Below are 17,426 nucleotides of genomic sequence, written 5' to 3'. Positions count from 1 at the left end.
CTTTATCTTTTTTGCTACTGTAATAATTTTTATATTTATCTCAATAACTACGTTTTAACCCCGTTACTTCTAATAATAATTTTATTGAATATTCATGACAATTTTGTTTAATAAAAGAGACGATTCTTAGTTTGCTTAATTGTAAAAGTCATGGAGCTTTTTTAATAATTCATACCTTGTTTTATAATATTCTAAATCTCTTTTACCAAAAGAGATTTTAGGTCCTTTATGATTGTTTAATTTTCCTTTTTTATGATTTGCTCATCAAGATTCTACTGTATTTGCATTTAGATTATATTGTTTTGCTACTACTCAACAACTTTTTTGTTTAATTTCCTCAATGATTTTTGTTCTAAATTCTGATGTATATTTGTTATATTTTTGACCTTTTCTTGCCATATAAAAATGCACCTCCTTTAAAAGTTTAGCAAAGTCTTTTTTTACTTTACTTACTTTTTGGGGTGCACTCTATTATCATCTTCTTTTACTAAGCACATTGCAATTCCTACCACTGGTGATGTAATCAGAACCCCCGCCGCCATTAAAGCTAAGGTTGCCGCACAAATTGAAGCTTGCGAAGTACTACCGTTTGATTCTAATACTTCTGAAACAATTCGAATTGTATATGGAAAGACCTTTTCACTAGGAATAATTTGCAACAATGCTTTTTCTCTTAAGGCCCCTAATGTAACAACCAACAAGACCTGTGTTTCACCCCAGGCAAATAAAGCACTCCCATGAACAACTGGTAAGACATCAATTTCACTAGTTAAAGGTCGAATTTCATCAAGATGGCTACCATCTAATCTTGTTTTATCAATTAAAATTTGACGACGAACTTCTTGACGAACAACAGCATGCAATGCTGTTTTTAATTATAAAATAATTCGTTGTTGTTCTTTTTAGGTCATCTCCTTTGAAATAGGATAGTGTTCCAAGGCTTGTTCTGTTAAAACTTGAATTGTTTCATAACGGACAACTTTTTCCTTAATTTGTGCCGCAGCAATTAATTTTGCCGCATAATGTTCCTTAACATAATCAATAATTTCGCGACGAACAGTAAATAATGTGACATCCATTTTTGGTTGGCCAACTTTAGCAATTATTTCATGTTGAAAGGAAACTAATTCAGCAATTACCTTATACCCCCTTGAAATTGCTTCTAACATTATTGTTTCTGAAACTTCTTTTGCCCCAGCTTCTACCATATTAATTGCATCAGCAGTTCCTGCTACAATTAATTCCATTTGTCCAGTATTTAACTGTTCTAAGGTTGGATCAACAATAATATTCTGATTTTGATCAACTGTTAACAATGTTCCTGCTACTGGTCCAGCAAACGGAATTTTTGAAATTCCAAGTGCTAATGATGCCCCAAATAAACTAGCAATTCGAACATCACTATCGTTATCAACAGCTAAAACATTAATAACAATTTGGACTTCATTTCGAAAATTTTCTGAAAATAATGGTCGTAAAGCACGATCAATCACCCGTGCTGACAATGTTCCATATTCTGATGGTTTCCCTTATCGTTTTAAAAATCCCCCCGGGATTTTTCCAACCGAATATAATTTTTCTTGAAAAACAACTGTTAATGGAAAAAAATAAATTTCACTAACCTTATTACTAACTGTTGCGGTTACTAAGACTACTGTTTCACCATAACGGATTAAAACAGGCCTACTTGCCTGTTTTGCTAATTGCCCATATTCAACAATCAACGGACGATTATTAATTATCTTTTTAAATACTTGTTTTGCCATCAAAACCCTTAATTCCTCTCTGTTATTTTAAACCTTTTTAATTTTATCACACATTATTTTGATATTTACGATATGATATAAATATAGCGAAAAAGTTGAGGAACCTAATATGAAACAGCACTCAGTTTATATTGATAATCAAACCTTTGAAACATTAAAAGAACAGGCCTACTTGTTAGATGTTCGAACTAATGTCGAATTTAAAACTTTGTCTCAAATACCAAATTCAACAAATGTTTATATCTTTGACTTATTACAACGCCCAAATTATTATTTACCAAATAAAGAACAACTAATCATTACCTTGTGCAACGGTGGTAACCGTAGTAGTGAGGCAGCATTAGAATTACGCCAGCTTGGTTATTCTAATGTTTATGTTTTAACAACTGGCATTTATGGTTATTATCGTTGAAAAGAACATAAAAATAGTAAATAAAAAGGATTTAAAATTAATTTTAAATCCTTTTTATTTACTATAAATCTTCATAGAAATTATCGGTAATTTGAAATGAACTAATATCTTTTAATTCTTGCAGTTTTGTTTTTTCCTCAGTAGATAGTTTAGTAGGAATTGCAACGATAACATTAACAATTAAATCACCACGTCTACTAGATGTTGGACCTTTAAAAAAACCATGGTTTGGAATACTAAAAACACTATTTGTTTTTGTGTTTGCTGGTAATTTTAAATGAACATCACCATCAAAAGTTGGCACTTTAATTTCAGCTCCCAATAATGCATCTAAATAAGAAACTGGTAAATCTAAGTGTAAATTATCATTAACCCGTTTAAAATATTTATTTGGTTTAACGGAAATTTCTAAATAAAGATCGCCACGAGGGCCACTATTTAAACCATAATTTCCTTTTTCCCGAATTCGTAATTGTTGGTTTTCATAAATTGATTTTGGTAGTTCAATTTCAACAACTTCTTTCCCACGATAATGACCTTGCCCTTTACATTTTGGACATTTACTTGTAACAACTTTCCCACGCCCCTTACAATCAGGACAAGGTTGTTGGGATTGAATTACTCCAAACAAACTACGTTGTTCAATATTGACATATCCATATCCATCACAAGTTGTACAAGTGTGAATATCTTTTTTCGGATCTTTTGCCCCTGTCCCATCACAGGCTTCACAAGTTTTATAAACATTCAAATCAAGTTTGACTGTTTTTCCAAACATTTGTTCCTTTAAAGTAACTGTAACACGTGCTGCAACATTTTCTCCTTTAATTGGTTGGTTACTAAATCCACGACGTTTCTTAGCACCACCACCAAAAAAGTTTTCAAAAATATCACCAAAACCACCAGAAAAAATATCTTCAAAATCACCACCACTACTAAAGCCTTGACTAAAGCCACCAAAACTATTTGGATCATTTCCAACATTGCCAAACTGATCATAGTTCCGACGTTTATTTGGATCAGATAATACTTCATAAGCTTCATTAACTTCTTTAAATTTTGCTTCAGCATCCTTTTCTTTTGAAACATCCGGGTGGTATTTTTTTGCTAGTTGCCGAAATGCCCGCTTAATTTCATCATCGGTTGCATTTCGGTTTACACCCAGTACATCATAATAGTCTCGTTTCCCCCATTTTACCATCTTCCTACTTTCCTTTTTAAAGAAAAGATAACTAAAATAATTTTAGTCATCATTATTGTTATTTATCTTTCTTTTCATCATCTTCAGTAATTTCTGGTTCAGATTGTTCACCTTGGTGATCATTCATATATTTTGAAGCATCAGCCATCGCTTGTTCAAGCCCCGCCATTTTTGCTTCTAATTCGACATAATCTTCTTTTTCTAATAACTCTTTAATTTCTTTAACCATTTCTTCAGATGTTTTTAATTGTTCAGCATCCATTTTATCTTTGTTTGTTTCTAATGCTTGACTAATTATCGCAACATATGATTCAGCTTTATTACGTAATTCAATGTTTTTTAATTTTTGTTCATCTTTATCTTTGTTTTTTTCAGCTTCATCAACCATGCGTTGAATTTCTTCATCGGTTAATCCACCACCATTAGTAATTGTAACAGGTTGTTCTTTGTTTGTTTTTAAATCTTTTGCTGTTACTGACACAATTCCGTTAGCATCAATTGAGAACTTAACTTCAATTTGTGGCATTTCTTTTGGTGCGGGGTCAATTCCTGATAATTGGAAACGACCCAATGTTTTATTATCACCAGCCATTTTACGTTCTCCTTGTAAAACATGAATGTCAACCGCCGGTTGGTTATCAGCAGCAGTTGAAAACACTTGTGCTTTTGAAGTTGGAATTGTTGTATTTTGGGGGATTAACACAGTTGATAATCCTCCTAATGTTTCAATTCCTAATGATAATGGTGTTACATCTAATAATAAAACATCTTTTACATCACCCACTAAAACTCCCCTTTGAATTGCTGCTCCAATTGCAACAACTTCATCAAGATTAATCGCACGGTTTAGTTCTTTTCCTAATTCACGTTTAATAACTTCTTGTACAGCTGGAATTCTTGTACTTCCACCAACTAATAATACTTGGTCTAGCTCACTAGATTTTAACTTTGCATCAGCTAATGATTTACGAACAGGTTCAACGGTACGGTCAACAAGGCTTTTTGTCATTTCGTCAAATTTTGCTCTTGTTAAAGTTAAATTTAAGTGTAATGGATTTCCATCGCGAGCAGTAATAAAAGGTGCCGCAATTTCTGTTTGTAATTGTGAAGACAGATTTTTCTTTGCCTTTTCAGCTTCTTCTTTTAACCGTTGCATTGCCATTTTATCTGTTTTTAAATCAATGTTATTATCCTTTTTAAATTCTTCAACCATTCATTTAATGATAACATCATCAAAGTCATCTCCTCCTAAATGGTTATCACCAGCAGTTGATAAAACCTCAAAAGTTCCGTCAGCTAAATCTAAGATTGAAACGTCAAATGTTCCTCCCCCCAAGTCATAAACTAACACTTTTTGTTCTTTATCAACTTTATCAATTCCATAAGATAACGCCGCTGCGGTTGGTTCGTTAATAATTCATTCAACATCTAATCCCACAATTTTTCCGGCATCTTTTGTTGCTTGGCGTTGCGCATCATTAAAATATGCTGTAACAGCAATAACTGCTTTTGATACTTTTTGCACTAATTTTTTTTCAGCATAACTTTTTAAGTAACGTAAGATTTCTGCTGAAATTTGTTCCGGACTGTAATCTTTGCTATTAACATGAACTTTATCAGCTGTCCCCATCTTTCTTTTAATTGAACTAATTGTGTTTGGGTTAGTTACTGCTTGACGTTTCGCAGCATCTCCAACAATAATTTCATCATTTTTAAATGAAACAACCGATGGTGTTGTACGTTGCCCTTCTGGGTTTTCTAAAACTTTAAATTCGTTTCCTTCCATAACAGCAACACATGAATTTGTTGTTCCGAAATCAATTCCAATAATTTTTGACATAATATTTCTTTCCTTTTTATCTCCAATATTGTTATTTTGCTACTTGCACTGATGCATGTCGTAATACACGATCATGAATCATATATCCTTTTTGCATAATTTGAACAATGCATCCTGAATCAACATCATTTGATTCAACAATCTCAATTGACGCATGGAGGTTAGAATTAAAACGTTCTCCCACTTTTGTCTCCATTGCCGTAATTCCTTCTTCTTCAAAAACCATTTTAAACATACGGTGAATCATTTCAAATCCAGTTAAAAAGTTTTTGACCTCCGGTGTAACGTTTGTAACTTGTAATTCTCGCTCAAAGTTATCTAATGTTGGCAATAATTTTTCTGCCATTCCTGCGGCACGATAAAGCTTAATATCTGCTACTTCAGCATGAATTCTTTTCTTTAAGTTTTCCCCATCGGCTAATGCTAATAACTTTTCTTCTCGTAATCGCATATTATCTTTTAATAATAAATCAATTTCTTGTTCTAAATCTTCAATAATAGCCAAGTTATTTGCCTCAACTGTTGGTGTTTCAGCTTCTGATGATGCTGAATCCGAGGTTGCCGCTTGAGTATTAGCTAATTCTTTCCGTAGTTTTTCAATTTTTTCTTTTAATTGGTTTGGTGAAGATTTGTCATTTTTTTCATTACTCATTAATCTCAACCTTTCTATCTTCTTTTTGATATGCTTATCTAATGCGGTTTGCTAATCACTCTAATACTTCGTAGAGCTTATCATATTCCAAGCGCTTTGGTCCCACCAAAGCAATTCCCCCTTCTTGCATATCATCAACTTTATATGTTGTTGTTAATAATGCCATATCGTCATTTTTAAATCCTGTTTCATTTCCAATTTGAATGGAAACCAAATCTTCATTTGGATTATCTTGTTGTTTTTTAAAATAATCAAACAGGGAAATTGTTTCAATAAAGCGAATGATTTGTTTAATTCGTTCTGGATTATTATACTCAGCATTTTGTAACATATATTGTAAACCATGAGTTAAATAACTTGGCTTAACAATGCTTGTTACAGCATTCGCAAATTGTTTTAAAATATATTCATAGTGTTTAACTTGTTGTTCTAAGACTGGCTGAATAACATCAAACTTAGCAGTAATATCAGTTATTTTGGTGTTTTCTAACCGACTATTGAATAATTCAATTGAAATTTGTAAATCATTAATTGAACTATTGTCATCAATATTAAATAATTTGTTTTCAACATGGCCATTTGTTAAAACAAAGACAACAACAGCTTGGGTCGCAGAAATTGGCAATAACTCAATTTTCTTTAGCATCTCTTCTTTAAAATTTGGACCAACAACAACCGTTGTTAAATTTGTCATTTCACTTAAAATTTGACCTGTTTGATCAAGAATATCATTAATTGACATATTACGATCAACAAATAATGCTTCAATACGGTCTTTAATATCATCAATATTTTTTTCATCCATTAGATTATCAACATAATAACGATATCCTCTTGTTGATGGAATTCGTCCCGATGAAGCATGTTCTTTTTCTAAAAAACCTTCTTTTTCTAAAATTGCACATTCATTCCGAATTGTGGCAGAAGAAGAATCTATTAAGGGTGAAGCCATAATAGCTTTACTTCCAACAGGGCTGCGCTGTTTTTGTGTATTCTTCCACAATTACTTTTAAGATGTTTTCTTGTTGTTGGGTTAACATCACCAGCACCTCCTAATTCCAATTCTTATTTAAATTTGGCAATTAACACTAAATATTGCTAACAATAATATTATAAATTATCATTCTTAGAATGCAAGTGCTAATTTAATTTTGTACTGTTTTTAATAACCATTTTGTTATTGGTAACATCAATCGTATATGATTTTCCTTCTTGAATTTCTTCAGAAATAATAGCATGTGCAATTAATGATTCAAGGTTCCGTTGAATATAACGTTTGATTGGTCGAGCACCAAATTCACGATCATATCCTTCATTTAAAATTTTTCTAAAACAGCTTCTGAATAAGTAATACGAATATTTTTACTATTTTCAATTCGTTGCGTTAATTCCGATAATTCTTTTTCAATAATTTCTTTAATCACTTCTTTAGATAAAGCATTAAAGGTTACAACATTGTCAATTCGGTTTAAAAATTCTGGTTTAAATTTTTTAGCTAATTCTTTTTGAATTAATAAACCAACTCCCTCATTGTTTTCATTTAATAAATATTCCGACCCAATGTTTGAAGTCATAATAATAATTGTATTTTTAAAATCAACTGTTTTTACTAGCGAATCAGTTAAACGACCATCTTCTAAAATCTGTAAAAGAATATTCAGGATATCGGGGTGGGCCTTTTCAATTTCATCAAATAAAACAATTGAATATTTATTACGACGAACAGCTTCTGTCAATTGTCCCCCTTGTTCATGACCAACATAACCTGGCGGCGCACCAATTAACTTACTAACAGAATGCTTTTCCATATATTCTGACATATCTAATCGTACCATCTGTTTTTCTGAGTTAAACAAAACATAAGCTAAGCTACGAGAAACTTCAGTTTTTCCAACCCCGGTTTGACCCAAAAATAAGAAACTACCAATTGGTTTGTTGGGATATTTAATACCACTACGACTGCGAATAATTGCATCGGAAACTGCTTCAATTGCCTCGTTTTGACCACGAACACGACGACATAAAATCTTATTCAAATTCATTAGTTTTGCTTTTTCGGTTTCAACTAAGCGGTCAACAGGAATTCCTGTTCATTTTCCAACAATTACTGCAATTTCACGTTCAGTTACATCTTCTTTTAACAAGTGTGACTCAGAAGCACTTTTTTCTTGCTAATGTAATTGTTGTTTTAACTTTGGCAATAAGGCGTATTGAATTTCTCCCGCACGATTAAAATCACCGCGTAATTTAGTTTGTTATAATTCTTTTTTTAATTGTTCAACTTCTGATTTTAAATTTTTTAATTTAGTAATACTTTCTTTTTCGGAATTTCACTGAATTTCTAATTTTTCTTGTTTTGCTTTTAATGGTTTTAATTCATTTGCAATATCAACCAACCGTTCATTAGAAGCTTTATCGTTTTCTTTTTGTAAAGCGGCTTTTTCAATTTCTAATTGAACAACACGGCGATTTAAATTATCTAACTCAGTTGGCACTGATGCAATTTCTGTTTTGATTGTTGCTGATGCCTCATCAATTAAGTCAATTGCTTTATCTGGTAAAAAACGATCAGTAATATAACGTGATGATAAATTAACAGCAGCTACTAAGGGATTATCATTAATTTTAACCCCATTAAAAGTTTCAAAGCGTTCTTTTAAGCCACACAAAATTGAAATACTTTCATCAATTGTTGATTCAGCAACCATTACTTTTTGAAAACGACGTTCTAAAGCAGCATCTTTTTCAATATATAAACGATGTTCATCTAGTGTTGTGGCACCAATACAATGTAACTCACCACGAGCTAACATTGGTTTTAGTAAATTACTAGCATCCATACTTCCTTGGGTTTTTCCAGCACCAATAATTAAATGTAATTCATCAATAAGGTTGTATGTATTATTTTGGGGTTTTATATGTATCTCAGAAATTGTGGAATAAAAATATCACTTACTTATTTAGATTGTATTACTTTTAATTTTATTGTCAATATATTTTTCTATTTTTTTTAAATTTTTCCACGACAAAAATACATGTTTATTAATTTTATCTAATAAATTAAATAATTTTAATAAACATATAAGTTTGTTTGTAAATTATTATTTAAAAAATTATTAACTGAATAATTAAATTTATTTTCTTCTAATGATTTATTACTATTAAATAAATTAATTTTATTTTTAAAATTTATCATACTAGTATTTAATTTATTTTTAAGAGTTTTTTCATGATAAGTTGCTTTTTTAACCAAAACACCCTTACAGTAATGCGATATATCACCTTCCACATGACAACCAATATTATTTCATAATGTTTGATTTCTGACACCTTCTTTATTATTTTTAATTAATCTAATTGTCTCTTTTAAAAATTTCATTTTTGTTTCTTTTATAAAAGAAGCACTATTTTCTAAGCATTCTAATAATTTTTTCATATTTAGCATTAAAAAAATAATCCACTGCTTGATGATATGTTTCTTTATTTTGCTTGTTTTTACTTTGATAAGGATATAATTTTTTAAATCTACTTGTAAGGTGAAATTTATCTATTGTGTAATGTACTTTATTTTTAGGGAAATATTCTTGAATAAATTTTGCAATATTTTTAATTCAAGGGGCGCCATCACCTAACACCATAATTTCAATATTATCACTAATTTCATAATAACTTGTAATTAATATAAGTAATTTATTAACAAAATTAGTTAATTTACTATTTTTTTAATATATTCTGGAATATTGTCTAATTCTATAACACCCAATTTATTTGCAATTACAGGTCTTTTTTCAGTTGATTTTTTTTCATCAAAACCAGTATGAACTGTTGAAAATATACTATGTTTTTTTATTTTCTTTTTTCCTGTTTTCTTTTCATTTCACATTTTTAAATAAGTTCCATCAATTTGAATATATAAACTATATGGTACCTTTATTTTTTTATCAGTTTTATTAAGATAATATTCTTTATCAATTTTTGCATTTTTCATAATATTTGAAATTGTTTTTATACAAATTTTTACATATTCCATAGTATCTAAAATATCTTGATATGTTTTTTTATTACCAATAAATGATAATATTTTTCTTTACCTGTTTATGAATTAATTTTATAATATCTTCTTCTTTTAAAAGTTATTTTCCCATTTAAAATTATTAATGTTCTTTCAATTTTATCTTTTACTTTATAATCTTTAAATTATTTTAAAGTTTCATCAATTTTATAATTTTTAAAAATTCATTCATCATAATTTTCTAAATTTTGTTGAATAATTTCAATACTTTGTATATATAATAAATTAATAGAATTACTAATAAAATATTTATCAATATTTATCATATTTTTACCCTCTTTCTTAATTTAGGACAATATCACAAAAATAATAAAAATGCAAAAAAACAATAGTAATTTTTATTTAGTATGTTATAATTTAAATTTATTTAATAAAGTAATTAACTGAAAGTAAAGCAATTTACTTTTTTTATTTTGATGTAAAATATAGATAATAAAAAAAAGAACCGTGTCAAGTTCTCCTGTACATGTTTTTCTCTACTTATATTTAACCATATAAAAGGAGTAAAAATGAAAGAATTTAATCCAAATAAAGCAAGTTTGGCAACTTTTTATCGTAAAATAGAGCAATTTTGAGAAAATAAATCACCTAATAAACCATATACTTTGAATGATTTAACCAATGAATTCAACCTTTCTTGCAAGTGAAGATATGATACTTATGCGAGCGAGAAGATAGTTCCTTTACTTGAACGACAAGTTGATAGAATCGAAAGTGAAATAATTAGTTATATGATGAAATCACCAGATGGTGCTAAATTATATTGACAACGAGCATTTAATTATAAATATTCACTGCAAGAAAAAGAACTTGAAAAAGAATTAAACTTAAATAATCAGCAACCAATAATTGTTAATTTACAAACGTATATTAGAGATATTAAAAAAGAAAGTGATAATAATGCTTAATCATTTTACTTATTTGTTAGAAACGCCTTATTGGTTATTACAAAATAGTACTGTTGGTAATAAATATCCCTTTGCAAAGAAATATGAGTTAGTTAATGAAATTAATCAAATTGGAACACGATATAGTGGTAAAACTATTTCAAATATTAAAATGTTTGGTGAATTATTAAAAATTAGTTTATTAATTAAAGAACCAATTTGTATTATTGCTAGTATGTATTGAAGTAAAGATTTAAAAGATAGTGTCTTTCAAAACACATGAAATATGTTAGATGAAAATAATATTCCGTATACTATTAATTTATCTAATTTTACTTTTTGTAAATTGTAAATTCAAATGCCACACTTTATTTAAATTTATTATAACACAATAAAATAAGTATTCAATATAATTTTATTTTTAAAATTATGATATTTTTATTTTAAATTTATGAATTTTGACAAACTAAAAATATTTTATCTAAATTATTTTGATTAATTAAATAAAATTATTATATATGTGATGATAAATTTAAAAATAATTGTTGTGAACTTAATCATTGTAAACAAGGTCTTGGTTTATTGTTAATTACATCAATAACTCAATCTATTTCTTGTTGCGTAATATTATTAAAATCTGTTCCTTTAGGAAATCAATGTCTAATATCTCTATTTATTCGTTCAACCAATGGTTTTTGAGTGGGTGTTCCAGCATCACAAAAATAAACATTAGTAGAAGTAATTTTTTCTACTTCTTTTCAGTTACTAAATTCTTTGCCTTGATCTGTAATAATTCCTTTAATATTTATGTTTTTGAAAATCTTATTATTTAAAATTTTTTTAATTGCTTTTGTAATTTCTGCTCCCGAGTTTTCTTTTAATTTTTTACAAAAAGTTTTTTTGCTTAATTCTTCTGTTAATACTAAACAACTAGATTGATGATTTTTACCAACTATTGTATCCATTTGAAATCAACCAAATTCATATTTATCGTGTTTTGCTTCTTCAATAATTCTATAATTAGTGATTTTACCACGGTTATCTTTTCTATTTTTTGTTTTAAATCTTTTACCATGAAAATATAAATTTTCTTTTGACAAATTTAAAAGACCACAATAAATATACTTATATAAAGTTTTAACACATACAGGAAATTTAATACCAAATTCTTTTTCATAATTTTTGCAAATTTGCTCTGGTGTATCATGATACTTATTAAATCTTTTATCTAATCATCTTAATTCTTTATCTGAAAATATAATATGTTTAATACATTTTTTCCTCTTTTCTCAATAGTCATCATCTGCTAATTTAGGATCATAATTGTTATTTTTTAGTCTTTTTATTTCTCGTTTAATTGTATAACGACTTTTATGCAATATTTTTGCTATTTCAGATATATTAGATTGACCATTTTTTCTTTTTAATGAACCAAGTTCTAATAAATCTTTTAACATTACTCTTTCTTTAAAAGTAAAATGATGAAATATTTTTAATTTCATTTTTATAGATTCCTTTCGTTTTTAATTGCATTAAATTATATTATAATTTATATGTAATGTAAAATGGAGGTTATTATGAATCAGTTTAGCAATATTAACAACAAAAAACGAATTACTAGTTATGAACATTTAAATAAAAAATATGATTTAAATTTTAGTGACTATAATTTTGGTTTTGATTGAGAAGTATTTAAAGATTTTGTTGGTGATGGTTATGCTCGATATTTTACTTCACCTTGTTTTTTTAAGTTTGTTTCAGCTGGAAGAGGTACTAATAAAACATGAAATCACTTAGCTGAAAAATTATTTTTTGCTTGCAATTTTACTGATGCTTCGTCGGTCATTTTACGAAGATATGCCAACACCCATGAAGATACTACATTTGGCGATATGATTAATGTGTGTAATTACTTATATGATAAATATCAGATTGATATTGGGCCGGACAATGAAAATGGCATTATTTGACCAAAAAATGTTAAAGAAGGTGGCGAAATTATTTTTCCTAGTGGTGTTCGCATTGCTTTTGCGGGTTATGCGAATGGGAATAAAATTATGGGTAAGGTTGGTAAAGGAAGCGGGATTATATCAGCTTGAACCGATGAAATGATCCATGCCGAAGAAAAAGAAATTTTAACCGATAAAGAACTAGATAAAAGATATAATAATTTAAGAGTTTCAATGTTTCGTTCAAAAAGTTTAAAGGTGTCTTATGAAAAATATATTGATGAAAATGATAATGAACAATATAATTTGGATAATCCTATTCCTATAAAAGAATTATCTTGGACATTTCAAGAATGAGACAACATAGCAAAACAATACATAACCGTAACAACATATTTTCATAAAACATATTCTAATCAATTTACTTTTAATCCTTTTGATAAATACCATGTTTTTTATGAAAAATTTGTAACCCCATATTTACCCTTAAATGAAAGTATTAAAAATATTTTAAAAGAACACAATCAAGTATATTCAGAAAATACACAGGCGTTTAATGGGTTGGGTGTTTTTAACTTACGATTAACAATGGCGCTGTTTGAAATAAAATACCTAATATTACTAAAAAACTTGTTTTAACAAACAAAGAAGAACGGCATGATTTATTTGAATTAGAATACTACGGTTTTGAATATAATGACAATGACCCCAGTATTTATGTTTTACGAAATTATCGTAAATATATTAAAAATTATAATTTACAGGATTTTTACAATTCCAATACAAAACAGTATCAATTTGATTGTTATTCGATTGGTGTTGATTATGCTAATGGTAGTGAAGACCATACAGTATTTTTATTTAGTGGTTATAAAATTAATGAAAATAATGAATATTATAAATATTTAATTGAGGAAAATGTTGTTACACCAAAAAACACAATGAATTTAAATGAAATAGTTGAACATTACGGACAATGAATAATTAATACCTTTGATAAATTTGATGGTTTTGAATATGCTACATTTCATTATGATATTAATGCTCACGATTTTATGCAAAAATTACAAGAAGATATTTACCCTTATTTAGGTTATAAAATTAAAATGTTTAAAGCCAAAAAACATCAAACTTCATTGAATAAAGAAGCGGGCATAATTAATCGTGTAACATGAATAAGAAAAATGTTTGTGCAAGGCAAAATATATGGCAGAATAGATAATTTTCCATTTTTAGACAAGTGTATTAGTGAATTAAGATTTAGTGATACCAAAACAAACACACCCGACAGTAAAATGTACCACGACCCATATGATGCTTTATTTTATGGTTCTTATCCATATCGTTTTAAAATGAAATTATAAAATAAAAAAGTAATTTATTCCATTTTTTTTATAATTTGTATAGAAATAAAAAAGTTAAGTGATAACGACACTTAACCAAAATACTAGATAAAAAACCTTAAACAATATATCTAGATATAAATATTATACATTTTAATTTTATATTTTTAAATATATCTTATATTTTTTATTTAATTAATTGGTTTTAAGTTGTTTTCCTTAAATCAATTTTATTTCTTAGAAATGGGGATATATTATTCCAATTGGAATAACTAATAAAACAACTCAGCAATTAAATAGAGATAATACAAATTTATCTATTAGAATTACTGAATTAGAAAAAACAATCCAATATTTAAAAATTGAACTTTTACATATTAAAAACTTATTAAAATGTAAAGTATAAATTCAAATATAGCACTTTATTTTTAATAAAGTGCTTTTTTAATTTTTGGGCGAGCGGTTGATTTTCTTAAATTTTTGTGATAAAATGACTTACAAGTTAAAAAAAGTTTTGAGGTTCTTTCAAACAAATTTGGGAACCTTTATAAAATTCTTCGCTTAACGCTTAGAATTTTTCCCAAGTATTTTGAAAAGCGCGACAAAAGTTTTTTTAAACTTTAAGTAATTTTTCGCAAAACTTATGGAAATCACCGCGAGCCCAGATTAGTACAATATAATCACAATAATAATCATATGTAATTCAACCCCTTTCTAAAATTATTTAAAGTACTTGACTTGCATATATATATATATATATATATATAATGTCAATAGATCTTGATAAAAAGTTTCAAGATTAAAGAAAGGAAGTTATACAAAATGAAAAAACTGTTAAGTTTATTAAGTGTATTAACAATTAGTGGAACTACTGTACCAACAACAATTGCTGCCAGTCCTTATCAAAAAGATGAAAAATTAAATAGAAATAATAACCTTGAAAATAAAAGTTTTGAAGAATTAATGTCTACTGATATTAAAATTGAAGAATTAATTAGTATAGTTAATTTAAATGTTGATCTTGATTTAAAATTTGATTTAAGTAAAAAAGAAAAATTTTCAAATTTAGGTGATAACATACAATTTAAAGATGGTTGATGAACAGTAGATGATATAGAAGTTTATACTTTTAACATAGGAAAAAACGAACCAAAAGATTATTCTAAAATTTTTTCATTAAGTGCAGAAAATAGTTTTACTAAAATATCATGGTACAGTCGTATAGTTGAAAATGGAGTAAGTATAAACGATTTTTTTAAAAAAAATAATTTTAAAGACTTAATTATATTAAATAATAAGGTAAATAATTATTCACAAGCTATTGAAAATATTAAATATACACTGCAAGATTTTTATTTTAAAGAAAATGGACGTAAAAATTCTTTCCCGTACACTTATTTTAATGAACTTAAAGCAAGTGTAAGAATAGGATTTACTTATTTTTGAGAGAATGGTAATTGTTATTTTCAATTTTTAAAATTAGAAAATAAGTCAAAGAAAATAAGTTCAGAAAGCACTTTTTTTCCAAATCCAATAGTTTCACTTGGTTCTGGATTTAAATTATCAGAAAGTGAAAATTCTAATATTTCTAGATTAAAGGATTGATTATATAATTTTAATATTTGAAGAGAAGAAATAAAACGTCAAAAAAAACAAAGTTTTTCTAGTTATTCTGAAATTCAAAAAAAAGATTGAAAAGGAAATAAATTTAATGAACTCTTAGAAAAAATAGATTCTTTAAAAGATAAAATAGAAATTAGCAAACTTTCGAGTAATTTTAATCAATTAAAAAGTGATTTTAATTCTTTAAAAGATCAATTAATAAAATTAAAAGAACAAATTAATAATTCTAATTCTTCTTGAAATTGTGCCAATATAACAGCTTTTTCTGGGGGAGCTACAAGTTTAATTCCTGTAGCTGGAACTTTTTTATCTGCTATGTTTACAATTATTTCGGCGGGATGTGCAATTGCTAATGTATAATTGAATATTGGGTTGTGTAAATTTTAAATTCATTTATAAATATTAGTAAAATCAAACTTTTAAAATTTTATATAAAAAAATAAAAATGATGAAAAAAATATTAAGTATTTTAGGAATAATCGCCTTAACATTAATAAGTACAACAAGTTTAATTGCTTGTAATACACCACAAGAATATACATCAGAAAAATTGAAAGAACTAAAAGAAGAAAACAAAATAAATACAAAAGATCAAACCATTAGAGATAATTTAGAATGAATAGTACCACAACAAAAACCGTTTATTACTGTTGATAATAAGTATTATTTTGTTGTGTGGCGTGGTGATAAAAATGAGAATTGAAAAATTGTTAAATTTAAACATTTTGAACAAAAAGAAAAAGTTTTAGATAAATACGATAAATATGAACTTAAAACATCTCATTTTGGCGGTGATTTATTTATTTATAAAAATGGATTTGTAAGTTATGATTGAAATAAAGATGACGGAACTTATTTTAAATCAGTTTATCGTTGAAATTTAGATACACAAGAACCTAATTTATTTATTGATAATGTTGGTAATGTAAAAGTTAATGAATAATAAAAAGTCATTTATTAAAATGACTTTTTATATTTCTAATGTAATTAAGGATAATTTTTCATTGTTTTTATTAAATAATTCTAAATTATTAATATTAATTTGCTCTTTTTCTGTATAAATTGTAATATCATAATTTCCATAACCTCATATGCCCGATATTTCAATTTGATTTAAATTAAATAGTTTTTCATCATAAGTTATTTTAATATTATCTTCAACTAAATTTTTAGTTACACTTGCCCAAACTGCCTTAGAATAAAGTAATCTATATCATTGCGAAAAATAATTTAAATATTTTTCTATTTTGTCCTTAGAAACAATTAAATTAGTTAAATATTTACCATATTCTCCATCAGATAACTTAATTTCAGCAGGAATAAGAGAAGGAATGCTATTTGTTTCTAATTCATTTGTTATTGATAATCAATTAAAAAAATTTGCTTCTAATTGATAAATGGAGTTTTCTGAAATATCTTTATTTTTAACACTTATTTTAATTTCATTATTATTTTTATTTATGATATTAACTTTATTTTTTAAATTTCAATCTGTAATTTGGCCTGTTTGTGGGCTAATAATTGGTGTGTTTGGTTCACTATCATTATTTCAACGATAAACTGATTTAAAATAAGTTCCGTCATCTTTATTTCAATCATAACTTACAAATCCATTTTTATAAATAAATAAATCACCGCCAAAATGAGATGTTTTAAGTTCATATTTATCGTATTTATCTAA

18 protein-coding genes and 2 pseudogenes are annotated in these 17,426 nt (G+C 27.1%); 7 read left to right on the top strand and 13 right to left on the bottom strand.

The genetic code is table 4. From position 1 onward, the window contains the following. Positions 1-135: 135 nt before the first annotated feature. Together NL276_RS02740 and NL276_RS05320 are read right to left on the bottom strand one after the other, a co-directional pair. Entirely contained in the window at positions 136-399 is a 264-nt protein-coding gene (locus NL276_RS02740) for a transposase family protein (RefSeq protein WP_253301010.1), read from the bottom strand. A gap of 71 nt (positions 400-470) precedes the next feature. After that, a pseudogene (locus tag NL276_RS05320) lies at positions 471-1,766 on the bottom strand (polyribonucleotide nucleotidyltransferase); the annotation flags it as partial. Between the two features lie 109 nt (positions 1,767-1,875). Between NL276_RS05320 and NL276_RS02720 the strand changes: the two are divergent. Then, a complete protein-coding gene (locus NL276_RS02720) occupies positions 1,876-2,202 on the top strand; it encodes a rhodanese-like domain-containing protein (RefSeq protein WP_253301066.1) in 327 nt (108 codons plus the stop codon). A 37-nt stretch (positions 2,203-2,239) separates the two neighbouring features. Here NL276_RS02720 and dnaJ read toward each other — a convergent pair whose 3' ends face one another. The 9 genes and pseudogenes from dnaJ to NL276_RS02665 form a co-directional block, all read right to left on the bottom strand. Beyond that, positions 2,240-3,379 (bottom strand): molecular chaperone DnaJ, encoded by a 1,140-nt coding sequence (dnaJ, locus tag NL276_RS02715; RefSeq protein ID WP_253301065.1) that lies wholly within the window; start codon positions 3,377-3,379, stop codon positions 2,240-2,242. 58 nt (positions 3,380-3,437) lie between these two features. Further along, on the bottom strand, positions 3,438-5,219 hold the full coding sequence (gene dnaK, locus NL276_RS02710; protein ID WP_253301064.1) for a molecular chaperone DnaK: 1,782 nt from the start codon (positions 5,217-5,219) through the stop codon (positions 3,438-3,440). Positions 5,220-5,250: 31 nt separating this feature from the next. Further along, positions 5,251-5,871, bottom strand: a complete 621-nt coding sequence (locus NL276_RS02705) for a nucleotide exchange factor GrpE (protein ID WP_253301063.1) — start codon at positions 5,869-5,871, stop codon at positions 5,251-5,253. Between the two features lie 34 nt (positions 5,872-5,905). Continuing rightward, on the bottom strand, positions 5,906-6,874 hold the full coding sequence (hrcA, locus tag NL276_RS02700; RefSeq protein ID WP_253301062.1) for a heat-inducible transcriptional repressor HrcA: 969 nt from the start codon (positions 6,872-6,874) through the stop codon (positions 5,906-5,908). 137 nt (positions 6,875-7,011) lie between these two features. Further along, a pseudogene (locus NL276_RS05170) lies at positions 7,012-8,774 on the bottom strand (ATP-dependent Clp protease ATP-binding subunit); the annotation flags it as partial. 167 nt (positions 8,775-8,941) lie between these two features. Further along, positions 8,942-9,316: a hypothetical protein gene (locus NL276_RS02680; RefSeq protein ID WP_253301059.1), complete on the bottom strand. Its 375-nt coding sequence runs from the start codon at positions 9,314-9,316 to the stop codon at positions 8,942-8,944. Then, a complete protein-coding gene (locus NL276_RS02675) occupies positions 9,276-9,509 on the bottom strand; it encodes a hypothetical protein (RefSeq protein ID WP_253301058.1) in 234 nt (77 codons plus the stop codon). The genes NL276_RS02680 and NL276_RS02675 overlap by 41 nt, the downstream gene beginning before the upstream one ends. Positions 9,510-9,577: 68 nt before the next feature. Beyond that, positions 9,578-9,859 carry a hypothetical protein gene (locus tag NL276_RS02670; RefSeq protein WP_253301057.1) on the bottom strand — a complete coding sequence of 94 codons (282 nt, stop codon included), beginning with the start codon at positions 9,857-9,859 and terminating at the stop codon, positions 9,578-9,580. Between the two features lie 209 nt (positions 9,860-10,068). Continuing rightward, positions 10,069-10,209 (bottom strand): hypothetical protein, encoded by a 141-nt coding sequence (locus tag NL276_RS02665; RefSeq protein WP_253301056.1) that lies wholly within the window; start codon positions 10,207-10,209, stop codon positions 10,069-10,071. Positions 10,210-10,452: 243 nt separating this feature from the next. Here NL276_RS02665 and NL276_RS02660 point away from each other — a divergent pair, with 243 nt between their 5' ends. Both NL276_RS02660 and NL276_RS02655 read left to right on the top strand, forming a co-directional pair. Next, the gene (locus NL276_RS02660) at positions 10,453-10,851 is read left to right on the top strand and encodes a hypothetical protein (RefSeq protein WP_253301055.1); all 399 of its coding nucleotides are present in this window, start codon (positions 10,453-10,455) and stop codon (positions 10,849-10,851) included. Continuing rightward, positions 10,844-11,182 carry a hypothetical protein gene (locus NL276_RS02655; RefSeq protein ID WP_253301054.1) on the top strand — a complete coding sequence of 113 codons (339 nt, stop codon included), beginning with the start codon at positions 10,844-10,846 and terminating at the stop codon, positions 11,180-11,182. The genes NL276_RS02660 and NL276_RS02655 overlap by 8 nt, the downstream gene beginning before the upstream one ends. Before the next feature lie 160 nt (positions 11,183-11,342). On the opposite strand, the gene NL276_RS02650 is transcribed toward NL276_RS02655, so the two are convergent. Further along, complete coding sequence (locus NL276_RS02650; protein WP_370281052.1) at positions 11,343-12,320, bottom strand: IS30 family transposase; 978 nt, start codon at positions 12,318-12,320, stop codon at positions 11,343-11,345. A gap of 87 nt (positions 12,321-12,407) precedes the next feature. Here NL276_RS02650 and NL276_RS02645 point away from each other — a divergent pair, with 87 nt between their 5' ends. The 4 genes from NL276_RS02645 to NL276_RS02630 all read left to right on the top strand — a co-directional run bounded on the left by NL276_RS02645 (position 12,408) and on the right by NL276_RS02630 (position 16,688). Beyond that, positions 12,408-13,418 carry a hypothetical protein gene (locus NL276_RS02645; protein WP_253301052.1) on the top strand — a complete coding sequence of 337 codons (1,011 nt, stop codon included), beginning with the start codon at positions 12,408-12,410 and terminating at the stop codon, positions 13,416-13,418. Positions 13,419-13,720: 302 nt separating this feature from the next. Further along, positions 13,721-14,143, top strand: a complete 423-nt coding sequence (locus tag NL276_RS02640; RefSeq protein ID WP_253301051.1) for a hypothetical protein — start codon at positions 13,721-13,723, stop codon at positions 14,141-14,143. Positions 14,144-14,944: 801 nt separating this feature from the next. Beyond that, entirely contained in the window at positions 14,945-16,105 is a 1,161-nt protein-coding gene (locus NL276_RS02635) for a hypothetical protein (RefSeq protein WP_253301050.1), read from the top strand. 85 nt (positions 16,106-16,190) lie between these two features. Then, entirely contained in the window at positions 16,191-16,688 is a 498-nt protein-coding gene (locus NL276_RS02630; protein ID WP_253301049.1) for a hypothetical protein, read from the top strand. A 27-nt stretch (positions 16,689-16,715) separates the two neighbouring features. On the opposite strand, the gene NL276_RS02625 is transcribed toward NL276_RS02630, so the two are convergent. After that, positions 16,716-17,426: hypothetical protein (locus NL276_RS02625; protein WP_253301048.1), on the bottom strand; the 711-nt coding region annotated here is incomplete at its 5' end.

Source organism: Spiroplasma endosymbiont of Phyllotreta cruciferae (genome assembly GCF_918697755.1).
Note: the sequence above shows the minus strand (reverse complement) of the source record. Positions and strands in the feature narration are given on the sequence as shown.